The organism is Paenibacillus xylanexedens, from assembly GCF_017874615.1.
In the GTDB taxonomy this organism is placed as follows: domain Bacteria; phylum Bacillota; class Bacilli; order Paenibacillales; family Paenibacillaceae; genus Paenibacillus; species Paenibacillus xylanexedens.
Window position 1 is genome coordinate 25,810 of the sequence record NZ_JAGIKV010000003.1, and the last position, 16,889, is coordinate 42,698.

Below are 16,889 nucleotides of genomic sequence, written 5' to 3' on the forward strand. Positions count from 1 at the left end.
TTTCATTATGTTTTTTGCTATTTTGTAACACAAAAGTGGAAGGAAAACATTTATAATGGATGAAATTGTATGTGAAGAATCTGGTTTCTATTGAAAAATTTCATTGAATGGGAGTGAAATCATCAAATGATCATCATGATTAATGGAGCGTTTGGTTCGGGAAAAACTTCTGCAGCAGAAGCACTTCAGCCCTTAATTGCAAACAGCATGATTTACGATCCTGAAGAAATAGGTTATATGCTCAGAAAACTTCTTCCGGAGAATTGTAGAGAGGAAAGGGAACGTACGGATGATTTTCAAGATATCGATTTATGGAAAATGCTAACCGTAAAGACGGCTAAAGAAGTAAAGCAGAGATACAACAGACACTTAATTATCCCCATGACCATCTATAAAGAGGAAAACTTTAATTACATCTATAACGGGTTGAAAGAGATCGATCAGGACATTCATCATTTTTGCCTTACGGCTACAGAAGAGACGATTTATCATCGTTTGGCTAAACGTGGAGATGAATATGGAGGCTGGCAGTATCAACAAGCACCAAAGTGTGTTGAAGCTTTCAAAGATGAACAATTTCAAACTCGCATTATTACCGATCATCTGGAGACTAGTGAAATCATAGAACTCATATTGAGGAAGGTCCTATCCAAATAATTATCATTTTTTATTAAGGAATATTTTAGGATGATGATTGTACATGTACTCTTAAGAAAAGAGTGGGAAGCCGCGTTGATTAATGGAATTCTAAAATAAAGTCAGAAGCTATATGGGAAGATCTGTATAATGAAGGCAGGGAATATCCTCATATTTACGGTGAATTAAATCTAGACGCGGTATTTCATACATATGATGAAGACATGAACAGAAGAGGATGGAACCTAATTGACGACAGTGACTTTTGAAGAGGTAACCGAACAGCACCTCCCTGAAATTAGAGAGATTTATAACTATTATGTAATGAATACAACGATTTCGTTTCATACGGAGGAATTAGATATTGATCAGATTAAATCCTCTGTGATGAACAAGGATACGCGGTATAAAACTTATGTAATTCTTGAAAACAATCAAATGATGGGTTATGTTCTGATCACCCAATATAAGAGTAAACAGGCATATGACATTTGCGGTGAAGTCACCATATATTTGAAGCCCGATATTTTGGGAAAAGGCTTGGGGAAACAAGCACTACGTTTTATTGAGAAGATTGCAAAAGAACAAGGATTCCATACCTTAATTGCGACGATTTGCATGGAGAATACAAGAAGTAAATCATTATTTGAGAGAAATGGTTATGAACAATGTGCTCTGTTTAAAGAGATTGGATATAAATTCGATAGAAAACTGGATATTGGAAGTTTCCAAAAGATATTGTAAGGAGAATACGAAATGAGTAGAAACCTATATATTATATCTGGACCCCCTGGAGTAGGGAAATCTACAACTTCCAAGCTGCTGGTTCAGACTTTAGATAAAAGTGCTTACATTTCTGGAGATGCGGTTAGTCACTTTCCGGTCAAAGGGCGAGGTAAACCCTGGCTTGATAAGGATACAAACGACCTAACTTGGAAAAATATATCTAGTCTAGTGAAAAACTTATTGGATTATAAATACGATGTTGTTCTGGACTATGTGGCCCTTCCGGAAGACATTGATGGATTAATGACAGAATTGGCAGACTATCATGTTCGCATAATCTATGTTGTACTCATGGTTGATCGTCAAACCATTATTCGTAGAGACCGTCTAAGAGCAGAAGAATATCAAATGAAAGAAAGAAGTATAATTCTGCTGGATGAGTTTGAAAATCATCCGGATCTGAGAGTAGATAACAAGCTGTATACTAATCATTTTACAGAAGAACAATTATCTGAAATAGTAAGTGGAATTATAAATGATGAGAAGTATCGATTGAAATAACTGTACTGTTATTATGCTTCGAATTGAAAATGATAAGAGGGTGAACAGATGAACAGAGGAATACGTTTTGAAATACCAAACGCCTATGGTCGCTTTCTTGGGGAGATTTTAAAACCAATGGAAGTATCTAATTTCGATTGGTTTATTGGTGAGGAGGAGTCCTATTTCGTTGTTGATGATACGTTAGGGGATAGTCTTTTTCCAGATATGATTATGGGTATGAATGGAGAAGAATTACAGAAGCTTATTGATAACAACGAGTATTATTTAATATTTGCGGATTTAAAAGCATTTCCAAAAGGCACACAAATAACAGATATTATCACCTATGAAGATTATATGTTGAGTGACTGTCAGATGGTTCTTCTTGTGATCGATAGTACCTACGTCACGGTTTATTGTAAAGATTTAGAGAAAGTCGAGGAATTGTATAATCATATAAATAGACAGGGATTTGAATCTCTCGAATATTTAACAGATGAGAATGATGCTAGGACAAAACTATCGGTCTGGTGATAAAGGAGCATGGGATTAACTGCTAAGGTTTGATAGACTATCCCATGCTTTCGTTGATATGCGTTAACATAGCGTTGAGTTTAGTGTTAGGTGTTAACGCTAACGAACCTGACACGTCTTATTCGGGAATTTGAAACGCCCTCCGAAATCTAAGGAATCTGAGACACGCTATACCAGAAAAAATAGCCTTTTGTAGCGTTTTTGTCAGATGATTGTGGGAATTAAGATGTCTCATGTTCCTTACAATTTTAAAAGAGGACGTGAGGGCCGAATAAGATGTCCTGTGTTCCTTAGAAAATCGCCTGGCCATGCGCCAGCATCAGTCACCCTGAACTTCAGCAATTTTCGGACAGTAAGCTGGCACCCAACATCGTTTACTTGCCTGAGTTTGAAGACACACTCTAGTCCGTTTCCCCATGATATTTGAATGTTTATGAATACGATTACATCTTTATGAAGCTGGGGAATTGCCTTGTCTGATTACTATTGGGATGACCAAATTGAATATCTGAGAAATATGCGGTGGCTTTACTATAACGATGATTATCTTGAATTTTTGTTTTTGGTTCAACGTGTATGGAAGATTGAAAATTTAGTATATATTATCAACTTGGTTAACCTATTCTCCGAACATGAAAATTACATCGGGAATTGTGACGAGATAGGTGTTCTGCTTTTATTACACATAAGGAGGTACACATGATGATATATAGGAGAAAAACTTATATTATTGCGACTTCTTTTGTAGAAGAGTTTAATGCTCTATTTAATGATATTTTGCTGCCATCCCAGTTGAAATACGGATCAAGACTTATTGGGAGATGGCACACACCAATCGATGATGAAACTAGCGAAATTTTTGCGATGTGGGAATACGATACCTTTGAACAATACGAAGATATTGAGAAAAAGATAAAATCAGATACAGAACACGTAAAGCGAGTTCAAGCCCGTTTTGATCAGATTGGAAGACATCGGTATGAAGAAGTATTTCGTGACGAGATAAGGCAAGTGTTTTTCACATCGACAGTAGATCGCGATCAAACGATTTTGAAATAAATGAATAAGGAGTTGAGAGAAAGATGCAGACAGAACGACTTATATTTCGGAAATATACCAAAAATGATTTTGATTTACTTTTTGAGATGACTCATGAGCCAAATATGATGAAATTTATAAGACATGGAGGACCCTGGACCAAGGAAGAAACCATGCAAAGCCTGGAAAAGTTCATCAACTGGAATAAAGATGATAAAGGGCTGTTCCTCGCATTTAATAAAGAGGATAACAAGTTAATTGGAACCTCTGGACTGATTCCTCAAATCATTGAAGGCAATGATGAGCTTGAAGTTGGTTACTGGGTTGTAGAGCAATACTGGGGAATGGGTTATGGTTATGAACAAGCAAAAGCGTGGAAAGAATATGGCATGGATCACTTGAAACAGAAAAGATTAATATCTTTAATTCAACATGGCAATGTGGGTTCTATGAAAGTCGCGCAAAAGAATGGCATGAAACACGAGAAGGACGTAGATATAATTGGGAAAAATGTAGCAGTATACTCGATTGAGGTGAAGTGAACATGACTCCTTTTCCTGAACTTGAAACCAAAGGACTGCTGTTAAGAGAGATTAAACAGAGTGATTCCCAGGATATATTTCAATATTTTTCGTCAGATGAAGTTACAAGATTCTACGATGTAGAAAGTTTCACAACTATAAAACAAGCAGAAGAACTTATACAAAGGTGGAAAGAACGATTCGAAAATGGTCAGGTTATTCGCTGGGGAATTGCTTTGAAATCGGATAACAGAATTATTGGAACATGCGGATTTCATGGTTGGATGAAACAACATCATAAAGCTGTGTTGGGATATGAGTTAGCACCAGAGTTCTGGCGGCAGGGTTACATGACCGAGGTAACTCAGAAAATCGTTGAATATGGATTCAAGAACCTTGAATTAAACAGAATTGAAGCATTTGTAGAGCCAGAGAACGCGGGATCAAGAAAGTTGCTTGAGAAAATTGGTTTCAGTGAAGAAGGCATATTGAAAGAACATTATTATTGGAAAAATCGATTTGTTGATAATGTCATCTATGCATTTTTGAAGAAAGAATATGTATGAGAATACGAATTATTGGATCTTGCGGTAGTGGGAAATCAACATTAGCCAAAGAATTGTCGGATAAATACGGTATACCTTCCTATGAATTAGACAATCTCATATGGGACAGAAGCGCCGAAAATCTGAGATATCCTGAAAGTGTTAGGGATGATTCGATCCAATCTATTATCAGTTCAGAGGCTTGGATTATAGAAGGAGTGCAGTGCAAAGATTGGACCATTAAGTCCATCCAGGAAGCGGATTTGATTTTTGTATTAGCTCCAAATGTTTTCATTAGAGATTATCGGATTATAAAAAGGTTTGTATTGTCCAGAATGGGTTTGCAACCGTGGAATTACAAGCAGTCATTCAAGAACTTATGCAAGATGATTGTGAAATGGAACCATCAATATAATACAGAAGAAGTTATATGTACAATTAACAAAAACCATAAGACTGCAACAATCACGAAGAATAAAAAACAAGCGATACAGTTGATTGAACATCATTTGGAAGTGGTTGTAAGTGAAATTGAAAAGAACTTTAGAATCAAACAAGGATTGTCGAAAGAGGAGATGCAGTGGTGAATATAAGAATACAACCAGTCACCCGAGAGAATTGGGAAGAGGCGCTGAAGATCTCTTTGTATGAACACCAAGTCTCATTAGTTCCATCTGTTATTGAGGGGATCGCTTACGCCTATATAAAACCGTGGGATGAAGCATTTGATCCTTACGTACTTGAGATTGATGGTAAGATATTTGGTTTCTTTTATCTGAGTTATACGCCAGATAGTACAGATAATTACTGGATTGGTGGTTTTCAAATCGATCAATCCTATCAAGGCAAAGGAATGGGAAAGAGCGCTATAAGAGCCATTCTAGATTACATTACAAAACAGCATCCGTTGTGCAAGGTTATTTCATTAACGGTTGAACGTGATAACGAAATAGCACAAAATTTGTATAAGAGCATGTCCTTCATTAGTGAGAACAGAACCAATTCAGATGATGAAGTGATCTACAGGTTGGAAATAAAATGATAGACTCAATATCTCAGAGGGCAATATATCTTTGTTAACCAAAAGCAAGGATTGGTTGCGGTATTCACAACGATTATATCCGATGATAGCTTGTTACCACTTCAATGGTTTAACAATTATATATTGAAAAAATAGTTGTTTATGGGAGAGATAACATGAGCCACTGGTTTGATCTAGATGAACTTGATCCAGAGTTAATCAAATTTGCAGTTATGATCGCTAAATACAATAATAAATTCATCATTATAAAAAATAGGAAAAGAGGAGGTTGGGAGATCCCAGGAGGCAACAAAGAAATAGGGGAAACACTTTTACACACGGCAAGTCGAGAACTCTATGAAGAGACAGGGGCAGTACACTTCGAATTAATACCTTATGGTGTATATGAATGGAATGGGAGCTTTGGTATGGTTTCTTATGCTGAGGTTAAATTGCTGGAGAGCTTACCGGAGTCTGAAATCGATGAAATAAAGCTTGTGGATGTATTACCTGAAGGGATGAACTTCGGAGATATGTTTTATCGTTTCTCAGACAGATGGGATGGACTTGAGAACCATAAGCTTAAGAAATACACTATCGAAATAAATCATTTGAATGAGTTACCTGAAATTAAAATAAGCTAGTTTTAGTTGGAGGAACTCTGTTTTGAAACTAAAGGAGATGAAAAGAACTAGTGAATAAGAATAAGGGACTCATCAGGTCACTATTACTTTTATTGATTTTAATTTTGTTATGGAATTCCTTTCGAACTTCAATTTTTGAAGCAGTTACTGTTCAAAAGATTAATGAAAATGAAATGACTGTAATTAATTTTAATAATCTTGAAAGAACAATAGCCGTTCCAATGGATATGTCAAAACTAATTGAAGAGAACAAGGAATACACTATTTTGTACGATAAAAGGGTCTTTGATAAATACAGACTTCGATCAATAAAGCCATAGGATCTTAGAAATAACATGGGGAAGGAGAGATGCAACAATCATGATAACGTATAGAACGTTGACCCTTGATGATGTGAATCAGCTGCAGGAAATAGATCGCTCGGAACATATTGATCTCATTTATGAAATGAGAGAGAACCGATTGGTTGAACTTGAACAAAATCATGAATGCTCAAACTGGGATGAGATGCTTTTGAAAGAGATTCAAAATCGATATGTGTACGAATTAGAACAAGGTGGCATGGCATATGGCGCGTTTGCTGGCGATCAATTAATCGGATTTGGAGTACTGGCACATCAATATAGAGGAAAAGAACGAAATCAATTACAAGTTGACTTGATGTATGTCTCACGCGGGTACAGAAGACAAGGCGTTGGAAAACGTATTCTAAACGAGTTAGGTGAAGAGGCTAAGAAACGTGGTGCACAGTATCTGTATATCTCCTCCACAGAGACGAAATCAGCGGTATCCTTTTATAGAAGTCAGGGCAGTCAGATTGCAAGTGAGATTGATCAAGAACTCTATGACAAAGAGCCGAAAGATATACACATGATAAAGGAGCTGGGCACATGACAACGGTTGGGATACTCGGAACCATTCATAATCCAGAACTCAGAGAGCGATATCATTGTTCTCTTTCCCTTTACAAGAATGTGATTACTGAGTTTAAACCAGATCTCATTTGTGGTGAAGTTCATCCGCAGAGTTGGTTGAGGTATCTAAAGGGCAAACATGATAGAGGATACTGGGGAGAACCAGCCAGTGAGTATTGGGAATTGGTCTTCCCTTTATGCGAGGAGCATAACATCCCATTTGTCCCTATTGACTGGTTGAATTGGATGTGTGGAATGCTTTTGATCCATTCAACGGTTATTCGGACGTGGAACGCAAAGAACTTGAACAACGGGATGATCATTGGTTTGCAGAGCAAATGGAGACGTATCAGTTTGGCGAGATTCCTTTTAATTCAAAGGAGTTCGATCGTGTAACCAGACAAAAATATGAATGGTTGCATCAGGTAAACGCGAAGGCACAGAACTTTCGCTGGGTGGTCCGTAATCAGATTATGATTCAAAGAGTCAAAAATACAATTGAAGCTCATCCAGGAAAACGAATCCTCTGTATCGTTGGAGCCGATCACAATTACATCTTCCAAGAAGAGCTGATGATAGAACCCGTTGAATTGTTGTATCCGTTACGATAAAGGAACCGTTGGTAGAATTACAAATGAAACTTATTATTTAAGGAGCATTACATGCGCAAAAAAATACGTAAAACACTCAAGTACAGCATATTCAGTATTATTTTAATAGTTATAGTAGCTCTGATATTTCCCACATGGACACCCAAAATTAAAGGTGAAAACAGCATCAGCATGTTAGAACAGGTCGAAATTAACGGTACAGGACATGAAGTCATGATCAGGGGTGTTGATCGGACTAACCCTATCCTGATTTTTGTGCATGGTGGGCCAGGATGCTCGGAGATTCCATACGTAAGGAAGTATCAGAAAGAGCTTGAGCAACACTTCACGGTGGTGCATTACGATCAACGTGGGAGTGGAAAGTCCTATCACTTTTTTGAAGATTACTCGAATCTCACAACAGATGTATTAGTAGATGATTTGTTAGCGTTAAGGGATTATGTATCTAAGGAGTTAGGTCAAGAGAAGGTTATATTAATCGGTCATTCATTTGGTACATACATCGGGATGAAAGCTGCGGCTAAAGCACCTACTCAGTTTCACGCTTATATAGGCATTGGACAGATGGCTAATACACTTCAGAGCGAACTGGAAAGTTTGGAGTACACGTACGAGCAAGCGAAACAAGCCGGTAATACAGAGGACGTTAAAAAACTGGAGCTAATTCGCAGCTCGATCGAGCAAGGAAAGGAACTTACGCCTAGAATTTTGTTGCAAAAGTACGGTGGTGCAGCCAGACTCATCAACGAGAATAGAGATTATATTTCAGGATTCCTTTTTAATCCCGAATATAATGGGCTGGATATGATTCGCTTTTATACAGGGATGTTCAGTTCACAAGACATCTTACTGAGGGAAGCATTTGATCAAAATTTACCTGATATTGTTGATCATCTGGAGATTCCTACCTATTTTGTAACGGGTAAATATGATTATATGACCACTGCAAATGCAGCACGTGATTATTTTGACGTATTGGATGCACCGATCAAAGACTTCATTGTATTCAACGAGTCGGCGCATTACCCACAGTTTGAAGAGAAAGAAAAATTCGTAAAGTGGTTAAATGAGCTATTTTAATATGCATTGAGAGGAGCAAGATCATATTGTTAAATGAATTCATTGAGCTTGAAGAAGAGAGTGATGAGAGTTACCGGTGTTACACTCTGCAAAATACTGTGCAAATATTTAAACACTGCATACAGGATGAGGATTTAAATGACGTTCGAATATATGTGTCTACTAATACACCGTTAGATTCAGTTGTTCATAATATAGAAGACTACATTAAGTGGTTTTCAACGTGTGAGACTGTCTTTCGAGAATATTATGAGAATGAACTTCATGAAAAGGTACATCAGAATTGGTTTAATGAGATTGAAGTCTATCGTGTGGATATCACATTTAACAGTGTAACCGACTACGGCGCAACAATATCTTGCGGAGATCATATTTTGCGCGATCACATTATGATTATTGATTTTGATAGAGAACAAATCCAAGCAATCCACTTAAACGGATAGATGGATTATTTTGTAGTAAATAGTCACAAAAAACAATAAAGATATCGCTTTATTTTCCATAAATGTGTTATTATGTTGTTGTTGGACGAAGAATTCATTTGTTTGATCGATTAGAGAGAGGAGGCACGTATTCTCGAATCATTCAATCTGTATGCATAGATTAACTGCACTGCTTGTTAAAAATAATAGAATAAGCGGAGGTATGGTTATGTTCAAAAAATGGAAGAAATTTGGCATCAGCAGCTTGGCACTGGTATTAGTGGCTGCGGTAGCCTTTACGGGATGGAGCGCTAAAGCATCAGCAGCGGACGCTTCGCAAATAGTGTCTGAGATGGGTGCAGGATGGAATCTTGGCAATCAGCTGGAAGCAGCGGTGAACGGTACACCGAATGAGACAGCTTGGGGCAATCCTACGGTAACTCCAGAGTTAATCAAAAAGGTAAAAGCGGCAGGCTTCAAATCCATTCGTATTCCCGTTTCCTATTTGAGTAACATTGGAAGCGCTCCCAATTATACAATCAATGCGGCATGGCTGAATCGAATTCAGCAAGTCGTGGATTATGCGTACAATGAAGGTCTGTATGTGATCATCAATATTCATGGTGATGGGTTTAATTCCGTACAGGGTGGATGGCTACTCGTGAATGGTGGCAATCAGACTGCCATTAAGGAAAAATATAAGAAGGTGTGGCAGCAGGTTGCCACCAAGTTTAGCAACTACAATGATCGTCTTATTTTTGAATCCATGAACGAAGTATTCGATGGTAACTATGGCAATCCAAACTCGGCCTATTACGCCAATCTGAACGCATACAATCAAATCTTCGTGGATACGGTTCGTCAGACTGGAGGTAACAACAATGCCAGATGGTTGCTGATTCCAGGCTGGAATACCAATATTGACTACACTGTTGGTAATTATGGCTTTGCTCTTCCAACAGATAATTACAGATCCTCAGCTATTCCTAGTTCGCAGAAGAGAATCATGATCTCAGCACACTATTACTCTCCGTGGGATTTTGCAGGTGAGGAAAACGGCAATATCACACAGTGGGGTGCAACTTCTACGAACCCTGCCAAAAAGTCTACTTGGGGCCAAGAGGATTATCTTGAATCGCAGTTTAAGTCCATGTACGACAAATTTGTGACTCAGGGCTATCCCGTAGTGATTGGTGAGTTCGGTTCCATTGATAAAACGTCCTATGATTCCAGCAACAATGTCTATCGTGCTGCTTACGCCAAAGCAGTTACAGCAAAAGCCAAGAAATACAAAATGGTTCCTGTTTATTGGGATAACGGGCATAACGGTCAACATGGATTCGCCTTGTTTAACCGTTCAAACAAAACCGTGACGCAGCAAAATATCATTAATGCCATCATGCAAGGTATGCAATAAATTACTGTCTGGCTGTATCCGTGTAAACGGCGTGTTCCTGTAAAAGGGACATGCCGTTTTTTTGTGCTACTGGAGATGAAGATGAACAACATTTACCAATGCATTTTACATAAGCCACATACAGAATTCATTAAATCCCACACTAGCTTTTATATACTTAATTTGCTTGATATAGCGAACTAAAAGGACTAGGTGGTAGACAGAATGTTAAAAAAACGTGATTTGCAGGAATGCCTTTCACTGTACAGCTTAATGATGGACCCCGCAGTTTCTCCTTACGTTCGTTATCAATGCCAATCGTATGAAGAATATCTATTCCTGACCAAACAATTGATGGTCGAAGAAGAGCAAAAGACAGTGATTTCCCGAACGATTTTGAATGAAACAGGGCAGCCTATTGGAACCATTGATCTATATCATATTGAGCATCAAAGCGGTTTTTTAGCCACTTGGATTGGTTCACCGTTTTTTGGAAATGGGTATAGCCAAAGAGCCAAATCAGCCTTTTTTGTTGAATTGTTTCTGGAACATTGGATTGAAACGGTATTTATGAAGATACGCAAGCAGAATATAAGATCCAGAAAAGCGGTACAAAAACTGCCTTATGTGAAGTTAGCCAATGATGTGTATCCAGATGTATATCAACGGATTAATTTGAATGAACAGATGTATGATCTGTATTATGTTGAACGGTCAGCCTTTTTCGAAAATAGTATGGATCTGCACCAAGTGGTAGCTACGTAACTTATTCAGAGAGCGTCAACAGCGGCGTCAGTGATGACGCCGCTATTTGATATAATGATATAGGAACGGACCGTTAATATAACATGCAGGAATATGGACTAGAGAATCGAAAGACATTAAGTAGATAACCTCATAAAAAGTGGACGGTTAATCAAGGAGGCATGAAATGAATAATATTAACAAGATTTTGGGTGTAGTCCTCATGCTTGGCAGTGTGTTTATTTCAACGATGGACAGAATTTCAATACGAGTCTCTGTCGCTATAGTAGAAGCAGGATATGCGTCAGGAGGGACGAACGTACCCCAGTCTGCTCAGATGAACGAGCATCCAACAGGTTTACTCGTATACTTCATGTTTTTTGTTGGATTCATACTATTGGTGGCGGGATTCCCGGGGAGTTATAAGAAAAATCGTAATCATGGGTATAACAAGGAAGTTTAGCTTGAGGAGGGATGAAAGTGGCCCAACAGGAGGAAGTGTTATCAGGAGGTAATGTGAATCAGGTCGTCAGAATAGGTGAGACGGTTCGCCGGCATGTGAAACCAAATCCATATGTGGTTGAACTGCTTTTACATCTCGAAAAAGTTGGTTATGATCATGCCCCTCGATTTCTGGGAATAGATGAACAGGGGAGAGAAACGCTCTCTTACCTCGAAGGCATCGTTCCAGGCAATGACTACCCTGATCTAGAAGAGTATATGTGGTCAGACGAATCTTTGATTGAAGTCGCAAAACTGTTGAGAAGTTACCATGATGCGACCATTGGATTTACAACAACATCAGTATCAACGAACAGATATCCAGGCATAACAGAAGATGAAGTTGTATGTCATAACGATTTTGCGCCGTATAATGTGGTGTACAAGGATGGCCGTCCTCAAGGCATTATTGATTTTGATATGGCGGGTCCGGGTCCGCGAATGTGGGATATCGCCTATGTCTTGTATACGTCCGTTCCACTCGCAAATTTCTCACCAGAGATGGACGGAAAGGGTGTAATGCCATACGTCAGCCAGGCACACGGAACTGTTCGAAAAGAACGGATTGCCTTATTCATGGCTACGTACGGGCTGAGTGTTCCAGCAGATTTGAAGGATTGGGTCATATCACGTATCCGTTTCATGTGTAAAACACTGACTGATCGTGCGGCTGATGGAGATGTCGCTTTTATGAAGATGGTCGAAGAGGGGCATCTGGCCCACTATGAGAAAGAAGTCATTTTTCTTGAAAACCATTGGGATGAATGGGTTTGAAAGGTAATGCTAATGGACCGCGTGATAGCCTACGGGCTGGACAGCGGTTTTTTTTGTTTTCATCTTTCAAATCCCTATAAATTCCTTTCTAATCATTTTCAACAATTGTGATCAACAATACAGCAATATAGTTCAGATTAGATCGAAATAACTGTGATACAATTCATTGTAAAGCGCTATCATTGTAAATTATTAAACTATATTGCTTTTTATATTCTGGGAAGGGAGATCTTACTGATGCTAACCATACACACCCCGACGAATATTGCTTTGCAAGAAAATGAAGTTTATGTGCGATCAGAAGCAGATAATTTTCAGGATGAATGGCCTGTTCATACGCATAATGGGTATGAGATACATTATTTTATTCAAGGAGATGCAACCTTTTTAATCGGTGACCGAATATATAAGCCGCTGCCTGGAGATATGTTTATATTCAGAGGCGGTGTGCCCCACCGAATCAATCCTTCAAGAGAAATGGTGTACAAGCGAAGTTTTGTCAATTTCACGGAATTATTGCTTTTGGACATGCTTGCTGTCAGTCAGTTGGAGAATCTGATGTCCATATTCCGTCATCCCAATGGGTTATTGGTGCATTGGCCTCCGGAGGAGCGTGAGTATATCACAGCTATATTTAAGGGAATCAAGGAGGAGATGGGGGCAGGAAATACAGGGTACAAAACAATGGTCAAATTAAGTCTTACCCAATTGCTACTGCGGATTTACCGGAAAACAACCAGTGAGCAATCCGCCAATCCTATCTTATGTTCTTCCCAGAAGCAAACAAGCGTAAGCCGGGTTCTTCATTATTTAAACCAGAACTACACGGAGAATGTTTCATTGGATGAACTGTCCAAAACACTCCATTTGAATAAATACTACATTTGTCATTCTTTCAAAGAGACGACGGGATATACCATAAGCAACTATGTTATACGGAAAAGAGTTGCAGAGGCCAAAAAATTGTTGCTGTCTACGGATGCACCGATTTTGTCCATATCTGAGACGCTAGGTTTTAACACACCTGTATATTTTAGCAGGGCCTTTAAACAATATGTGGGTGTATCACCACAGTTATTCCGTAAAAGTGAATTGCTCAACGAAGCCAAAATTCATTAGAACCTTCCAAGGAGATGTTGATATGACAAGAAGAACAACGTTTAAGCTCATCACTAGCATGGTATTGGTCATGTTACTCATCGTATTGACTGCTTGCGGAAATTCAGGTACCAATGCTAATTCAAAACAAACAACCCTGGATTTCCTGTGGTTCTCTGACGGAAAAGAAGGAGAAGTCATCAAGGAAATCATTAAAGATTATGAGCAGACCAATACCAAGGTTAAAATCAACCTGATTGAAGTTGGCTTCAAGGATATCCAAACCAAATTAAAAACAATGTTATCCGGTGGAAAGCCACCTGCCCTGAGCCGGGTCACGGATACCGGATCATTTGCTAATCAGGCGGTTGATCTGACACCTTACGTGGACAATGCGGACCAATTCGAGGATCAATTTATTGACTCACTTAAACCTTATTATGTTATTAATGACAAGCTGGTAGCGGCGCCTATGGATGTTACAGCGAATGGGCTTATTTATAACAAAACCTTATTTGATAAAGCGGGCGTCAAAGTACCGACCTCTCCTGACCAGGTATGGACGTGGGATGAATACACAGCTGCGTTAAAAGAGGTTATGGACAAAGGCGGAGCACGTTATGGCATGGTATGGGATGTCACACCGCATAGATGGTCCACTCTTTTGTATCAGAATGGCGGAAGCATCTTAACAGAGGATGGCACTGCAGCAGCGATTAACAGTGAAGCCGGAATCCGTAGCATGGAGCAGTTCAAGCAGCTTCATCAAGAAGGGATCATGCCCGAATCCGTATGGCTCGGAGGGGAAAATCCGAACAACCTGTTCCGTTCCGGGACGGTGGCTACCCACTGGGCTGGCAACTGGATGATCAGCAATTACAAGGATATCACTGATTTTGAATGGGGAGTCACCTATATGCCAAAAGGAACACAACGTTCTTCAGTGCCAGGCGGGAAGTTTCTGATGGCATTCAAAGGCAGCGGATATGAGCAGGAGGCGGCAGAATTTATTGAATACTTAACGTCCAAAGAAGTGAATTCAAAATATAACCAAGAATCACTGTTTATGAGTCCGCGGAAGGACAGCTCTGTATTGAATTATGAATTCGGCAAGGAGATGTTTGAAATTTTCGCAGATGAACTGAAGAACAGTTCGCCTCTTGCAGCTAATGACTGGTCCAGACAGACCATTATATCCAAAATTTCAACGGACCTAAAAAATAATATTGTTGAGGTTTTATCCGATAAGGCAACTCCGCAGGAGGCATTGGATCGAACAGCCAAGCTGATTAACGAGGCTATTGGCAGTCAATAAACGTAAAGCCATGTGGTTAATTCGTATACGGGGGCTTAGCGATTCCTGTAAAGCCTCCCTTTCGAATAACGCATAAGGAAGGGGCAAGCAGATGAGTGAAGGACAACGATTAAACAAAAATACGCTGGCAAAACAGAACAGGAAGCTCGTTATTGCTCCTTATCTGTTTATACTACCCAACCTCCTGATCTTTGGAACTTTTATCGTATTTCCCTCTTTATTGGGCCTCTATTATTCCTTTCATGTCTATGATGGATTGAACCCAATGAAGTTCAACGGGCTGGATAATTATATCAAAATTATAGGGGATCGGGAATTTTGGTCGACCATCGGACGAACGGGGATTTATGCAGCGATTGTTGTCCCGCTAATATATGCAGCAGCGTTAGGCATTGCTTTGCTGCTTGCGCGCGAGATTAGAATGCGCGGGTTCTTCAGGGCCGTATTTTACTGGCCGACCATGATTTCTTACATTATCGTTGGATTGACCTGGAAGTGGATTTTCGGAGATTCATTTGGCATTTTGAATCATCTGTTAACCGTGGTTGGTGTGGAACCTGTCGGCTTTTTAACCTCTTCCTTTTGGGCAAATACGGCTGTAATCATCGCGACAGTATGGTCACGTGCAGGCTTTTTCATGGTCATTTTTATCGCGGGTTTGCAGGCTATACCTACGGATTATTATGAGGCTGCCCGCTTGGATGGGGCAACGGGAATGAAGGTGTTCCGCTATATCACGCTCCCGCTTTTGAAGCCGACAAGCTTGCTTGTTGTTATGCTGACTCTGATTGACGCGTTCAAAGCATTCCCACTTATGTTTGCGCTTACAGGTGGTGGGCCGGGCAAAGATACTACCTATATTGTTCAATATATTTATGAGATTGGCTTTAACAGGCAGGAGCTTGGCCTGGCCAGTGCCATGTCGGTGATTCTGTTTATCCTTATTGGTGGATTCTCGGCTCTGCAATTCCGTCTATCGAAAGGAGGGGCTACGTAATGGTAATGAAGCCTATGGTCAAAGTCGTCATCTACAGTATGTTAAGTGTTGCTGCAGTGGTGTGGCTCCTGCCTGTCCTGTGGGTCGTGATTTCTTCTCTGAAAACGAATAGTGATCTGTACAGCTTCCCTCCCAAGTTGTGGCCGCAGCCCGTCACCTTTGAGCATTTCAAGGAGGCATTCAGTAAAGGTGACTTTGGCTTGTATTTTATGAATAGTACGATCGTAACTGTAAGCTCAACGCTGCTACTGTTATTGATTAACTCCATGGCAGGTTTTGCATTGGCGAAATATCGCTTCCGCGGAAGCGCGATCATATTAATTGCTTTTGTCTCAACACTCATGATTCCGATTGAGGTAATTATGATCCCCATATTCAAGGTGCTGAGCGCACTGGGGCTGTATAATAGCCTACTCGCGATTATTATCCCGCCAGCAGCAACCCCGACAGGTGTGTTCCTTATGCGGCAGTATTTGTTGTCCGTACCGGACGAGCTGCTGGAAGCTGCCCGGATGGATGGAGCGGGCGAATGGAAAATTTACTGGAGCATTATTCTTCCGATAGCGAAGCCGATTCTTGCGGTGCTCGCAATCTTCTCCTTCATGTGGAGATGGGATGATTTTGTATGGCCGTTAATTGCGATTAGTGATCCATCGAAATATACGATTCAGCTTGCGCTCTCTAATTTTATTGGAGAATACAACGTGGATTGGGGAAGTTTGCTTGCGATGTCCGTCATCACGATGCTTCCGGTACTCATTGTTTTTATGGTTTTCCAGCGGTATTTTGTCAGCGGTATGATTACTTCAGGAATGAAAGGATGAGTTGA

At 39.7% G+C, this 16,889-nt stretch carries 23 protein-coding genes; all 23 read left to right on the forward strand.

What is annotated here, in order from left to right; all coding sequences use genetic code 11:
• The first annotated feature begins 126 nt into the window (after nucleotides 1-126).
• Nucleotides 127-657 carry an AAA family ATPase gene (locus J2Z28_RS04585; protein ID WP_211081384.1) on the forward strand — a complete coding sequence of 177 codons (531 nt, stop codon included), beginning with the start codon at nucleotides 127-129 and terminating at the stop codon, nucleotides 655-657.
• A 95-nt stretch (nucleotides 658-752) separates the two neighbouring features.
• Nucleotides 753-905: a DUF952 domain-containing protein gene (locus J2Z28_RS31750; RefSeq protein ID WP_405159383.1), complete on the forward strand. Its 153-nt coding sequence runs from the start codon at nucleotides 753-755 to the stop codon at nucleotides 903-905.
• Nucleotides 895-1,380 carry a GNAT family N-acetyltransferase gene (locus tag J2Z28_RS04590; protein ID WP_340984832.1) on the forward strand — a complete coding sequence of 162 codons (486 nt, stop codon included), beginning with the start codon at nucleotides 895-897 and terminating at the stop codon, nucleotides 1,378-1,380. Before J2Z28_RS31750 ends, J2Z28_RS04590 begins: the two co-directional genes overlap by 11 nt.
• Before the next feature lie 12 nt (nucleotides 1,381-1,392).
• Nucleotides 1,393-1,923, forward strand: a complete 531-nt coding sequence (locus J2Z28_RS04595) for a P-loop nucleotide/nucleoside kinase family protein (RefSeq protein WP_211081386.1) — start codon at nucleotides 1,393-1,395, stop codon at nucleotides 1,921-1,923.
• A 48-nt stretch (nucleotides 1,924-1,971) separates the two neighbouring features.
• Nucleotides 1,972-2,439, forward strand: coding sequence for a DUF2691 family protein (locus J2Z28_RS04600; protein ID WP_211081387.1), 468 nt, complete (start codon nucleotides 1,972-1,974; stop codon nucleotides 2,437-2,439).
• 702 nt (nucleotides 2,440-3,141) lie between these two features.
• Complete coding sequence (locus tag J2Z28_RS04605; RefSeq protein WP_211081594.1) at nucleotides 3,142-3,498, forward strand: NIPSNAP family protein; 357 nt, start codon at nucleotides 3,142-3,144, stop codon at nucleotides 3,496-3,498.
• Between the two features lie 23 nt (nucleotides 3,499-3,521).
• Nucleotides 3,522-4,019 carry a GNAT family N-acetyltransferase gene (locus J2Z28_RS04610; RefSeq protein WP_211081388.1) on the forward strand — a complete coding sequence of 166 codons (498 nt, stop codon included), beginning with the start codon at nucleotides 3,522-3,524 and terminating at the stop codon, nucleotides 4,017-4,019.
• A 2-nt stretch (nucleotides 4,020-4,021) separates the two neighbouring features.
• Nucleotides 4,022-4,564, forward strand: coding sequence for a GNAT family N-acetyltransferase (locus tag J2Z28_RS04615; protein ID WP_211081389.1), 543 nt, complete (start codon nucleotides 4,022-4,024; stop codon nucleotides 4,562-4,564).
• The gene (locus tag J2Z28_RS04620) at nucleotides 4,561-5,130 is read left to right on the forward strand and encodes a P-loop NTPase family protein (protein WP_211081390.1); all 570 of its coding nucleotides are present in this window, start codon (nucleotides 4,561-4,563) and stop codon (nucleotides 5,128-5,130) included. The genes J2Z28_RS04615 and J2Z28_RS04620 overlap by 4 nt, the downstream gene beginning before the upstream one ends.
• Nucleotides 5,127-5,585 (forward strand): GNAT family N-acetyltransferase, encoded by a 459-nt coding sequence (locus J2Z28_RS04625; RefSeq protein ID WP_211081391.1) that lies wholly within the window; start codon nucleotides 5,127-5,129, stop codon nucleotides 5,583-5,585. The genes J2Z28_RS04620 and J2Z28_RS04625 overlap by 4 nt, the downstream gene beginning before the upstream one ends.
• A gap of 155 nt (nucleotides 5,586-5,740) precedes the next feature.
• Nucleotides 5,741-6,208 (forward strand): NUDIX domain-containing protein, encoded by a 468-nt coding sequence (locus tag J2Z28_RS04630; protein ID WP_211081392.1) that lies wholly within the window; start codon nucleotides 5,741-5,743, stop codon nucleotides 6,206-6,208.
• A 360-nt stretch (nucleotides 6,209-6,568) separates the two neighbouring features.
• Nucleotides 6,569-7,102 carry a GNAT family N-acetyltransferase gene (locus J2Z28_RS04635; protein ID WP_211081393.1) on the forward strand — a complete coding sequence of 178 codons (534 nt, stop codon included), beginning with the start codon at nucleotides 6,569-6,571 and terminating at the stop codon, nucleotides 7,100-7,102.
• Between the two features lie 268 nt (nucleotides 7,103-7,370).
• Nucleotides 7,371-7,733 carry a hypothetical protein gene (locus J2Z28_RS31090; RefSeq protein WP_244988123.1) on the forward strand — a complete coding sequence of 121 codons (363 nt, stop codon included), beginning with the start codon at nucleotides 7,371-7,373 and terminating at the stop codon, nucleotides 7,731-7,733.
• Between the two features lie 51 nt (nucleotides 7,734-7,784).
• Nucleotides 7,785-8,813: an alpha/beta fold hydrolase gene (locus J2Z28_RS04645; protein ID WP_211081394.1), complete on the forward strand. Its 1,029-nt coding sequence runs from the start codon at nucleotides 7,785-7,787 to the stop codon at nucleotides 8,811-8,813.
• Between the two features lie 26 nt (nucleotides 8,814-8,839).
• Nucleotides 8,840-9,256: a hypothetical protein gene (locus J2Z28_RS04650; RefSeq protein ID WP_083684232.1), complete on the forward strand. Its 417-nt coding sequence runs from the start codon at nucleotides 8,840-8,842 to the stop codon at nucleotides 9,254-9,256.
• Nucleotides 9,257-9,464: 208 nt separating this feature from the next.
• The gene (locus tag J2Z28_RS04655; RefSeq protein WP_101313469.1) at nucleotides 9,465-10,652 is read left to right on the forward strand and encodes a glycoside hydrolase family 5 protein; all 1,188 of its coding nucleotides are present in this window, start codon (nucleotides 9,465-9,467) and stop codon (nucleotides 10,650-10,652) included.
• A gap of 204 nt (nucleotides 10,653-10,856) precedes the next feature.
• A complete protein-coding gene (locus tag J2Z28_RS04660) occupies nucleotides 10,857-11,396 on the forward strand; it encodes a GNAT family N-acetyltransferase (protein ID WP_211081395.1) in 540 nt (179 codons plus the stop codon).
• 166 nt (nucleotides 11,397-11,562) lie between these two features.
• Complete coding sequence (locus J2Z28_RS04665; protein ID WP_211081396.1) at nucleotides 11,563-11,838, forward strand: hypothetical protein; 276 nt, start codon at nucleotides 11,563-11,565, stop codon at nucleotides 11,836-11,838.
• A gap of 11 nt (nucleotides 11,839-11,849) precedes the next feature.
• Entirely contained in the window at nucleotides 11,850-12,650 is an 801-nt protein-coding gene (locus J2Z28_RS04670; protein ID WP_076249711.1) for a phosphotransferase, read from the forward strand.
• Nucleotides 12,651-12,887: 237 nt separating this feature from the next.
• Nucleotides 12,888-13,769 carry an AraC family transcriptional regulator gene (locus J2Z28_RS04675; protein ID WP_036609061.1) on the forward strand — a complete coding sequence of 294 codons (882 nt, stop codon included), beginning with the start codon at nucleotides 12,888-12,890 and terminating at the stop codon, nucleotides 13,767-13,769.
• Nucleotides 13,770-13,791: 22 nt separating this feature from the next.
• The gene (locus tag J2Z28_RS04680; RefSeq protein ID WP_076318593.1) at nucleotides 13,792-15,063 is read left to right on the forward strand and encodes an ABC transporter substrate-binding protein; all 1,272 of its coding nucleotides are present in this window, start codon (nucleotides 13,792-13,794) and stop codon (nucleotides 15,061-15,063) included.
• Nucleotides 15,064-15,154: 91 nt separating this feature from the next.
• Entirely contained in the window at nucleotides 15,155-16,060 is a 906-nt protein-coding gene (locus J2Z28_RS04685; protein WP_036609058.1) for a carbohydrate ABC transporter permease, read from the forward strand.
• A gap of 5 nt (nucleotides 16,061-16,065) precedes the next feature.
• Complete coding sequence (locus tag J2Z28_RS04690; protein ID WP_415841497.1) at nucleotides 16,066-16,884, forward strand: carbohydrate ABC transporter permease; 819 nt, start codon at nucleotides 16,066-16,068, stop codon at nucleotides 16,882-16,884.
• The last annotated feature ends 5 nt before the right edge of the window (nucleotides 16,885-16,889 follow it).

Excerpts from the sequence above, each read along its gene's own strand:
- J2Z28_RS04585 (WP_211081384.1), top strand. The coding sequence starts at position 127 with ATGATCATCATGATTAATGGAGCGTTTGGTTCGGGAAAAACTTCTGCA.
- J2Z28_RS04595 (WP_211081386.1), top strand. The coding sequence starts at position 1,393 with ATGAGTAGAAACCTATATATTATATCTGGACCCCCTGGAGTAGGGAAA.
- J2Z28_RS04600 (WP_211081387.1), top strand. The coding sequence starts at position 1,972 with ATGAACAGAGGAATACGTTTTGAAATACCAAACGCCTATGGTCGCTTT.
- J2Z28_RS04605 (WP_211081594.1), top strand. The coding sequence starts at position 3,142 with ATGATATATAGGAGAAAAACTTATATTATTGCGACTTCTTTTGTAGAA.
- J2Z28_RS04610 (WP_211081388.1), top strand. The coding sequence starts at position 3,522 with ATGCAGACAGAACGACTTATATTTCGGAAATATACCAAAAATGATTTT.
- J2Z28_RS04615 (WP_211081389.1), top strand. The coding sequence starts at position 4,022 with ATGACTCCTTTTCCTGAACTTGAAACCAAAGGACTGCTGTTAAGAGAG.
- J2Z28_RS04620 (WP_211081390.1), top strand. The coding sequence starts at position 4,561 with ATGAGAATACGAATTATTGGATCTTGCGGTAGTGGGAAATCAACATTA.
- J2Z28_RS04630 (WP_211081392.1), top strand. The coding sequence starts at position 5,741 with ATGAGCCACTGGTTTGATCTAGATGAACTTGATCCAGAGTTAATCAAA.
- J2Z28_RS04635 (WP_211081393.1), top strand. The coding sequence starts at position 6,569 with ATGATAACGTATAGAACGTTGACCCTTGATGATGTGAATCAGCTGCAG.
- J2Z28_RS04645 (WP_211081394.1), top strand. The coding sequence starts at position 7,785 with ATGCGCAAAAAAATACGTAAAACACTCAAGTACAGCATATTCAGTATT.
- J2Z28_RS04655 (WP_101313469.1), top strand. The coding sequence starts at position 9,465 with ATGTTCAAAAAATGGAAGAAATTTGGCATCAGCAGCTTGGCACTGGTA.
- J2Z28_RS04660 (WP_211081395.1), top strand. The coding sequence starts at position 10,857 with ATGTTAAAAAAACGTGATTTGCAGGAATGCCTTTCACTGTACAGCTTA.
- J2Z28_RS04665 (WP_211081396.1), top strand. The coding sequence starts at position 11,563 with ATGAATAATATTAACAAGATTTTGGGTGTAGTCCTCATGCTTGGCAGT.
- J2Z28_RS04670 (WP_076249711.1), top strand. The coding sequence starts at position 11,850 with ATGAAAGTGGCCCAACAGGAGGAAGTGTTATCAGGAGGTAATGTGAAT.
- J2Z28_RS04675 (WP_036609061.1), top strand. The coding sequence starts at position 12,888 with ATGCTAACCATACACACCCCGACGAATATTGCTTTGCAAGAAAATGAA.
- J2Z28_RS04680 (WP_076318593.1), top strand. The coding sequence starts at position 13,792 with ATGACAAGAAGAACAACGTTTAAGCTCATCACTAGCATGGTATTGGTC.
- J2Z28_RS04685 (WP_036609058.1), top strand. The coding sequence starts at position 15,155 with ATGAGTGAAGGACAACGATTAAACAAAAATACGCTGGCAAAACAGAAC.
- J2Z28_RS04690 (WP_415841497.1), top strand. The coding sequence starts at position 16,066 with ATGAAGCCTATGGTCAAAGTCGTCATCTACAGTATGTTAAGTGTTGCT.